At 44.6% G+C, this 679-nt stretch carries 1 protein-coding gene; it reads right to left on the reverse strand.

The genetic code is table 11. The features are described from left to right. The coding region (locus ACS8FD_RS21035) for a GntP family permease (protein ID WP_439277297.1) at window positions 1-679 on the reverse strand (679 nt) is incomplete at both ends.

Below are 679 nucleotides of genomic sequence, written 5' to 3' on the forward strand. Positions count from 1 at the left end.
TATTAAAACGATAGGCACGATAATCGGTAAAAACGCCATCGTGGCTGATGGCATACTGCCATAATCATCGCGTGTTTTAAGATTATCAGGCAATGTCGCTGCAGGGGCGTTTTCGGCATCTATATTGTCTGGCTCGACATTAAGGAAACGGTTTGACCACAACCAGCCCGCCAATACGGCGACGGCCGTAACGACAACACCAACCATAATGACCAAACCTAAATTTGACTCTAATCCTAAGTTCCCAGCTGCAGCAATGGGTCCTGGGGTCGGCGGCACAAAGGTATGGGTGGCGTATAGGCCAGTTGCTAAAGCAATACTCATGGCTACGCTTGATACTTTTAAGCGCTCCGCTAAAGATTCTTTTAACGAGTTTAGAATGATAAATCCTGAATCACAAAATACAGGAATCGAGACGACGGCGCCGACAATAGACATGGTCAGCGTAGGAAAACGTGGCCCTAAAAAGTCAATAACCGTTTCGGCCATTACAATTGCTGCGCCCGTCTTTTCAAGGATTAACCCGATAATAGTACCAAATACAATCACTAGACCAATGTAACCTAAGATGCCACCAAAGCCATCAGAGATAGTCTTAGCAACGGTATCAAGAGGTACTTGGTAAAATAGCGCTACCAAAAATGCCGATAGTATCAATACTAAAAAAGGATGCCATTTT

The organism is Psychrobacter sp. 1U2, from assembly GCF_051847575.1.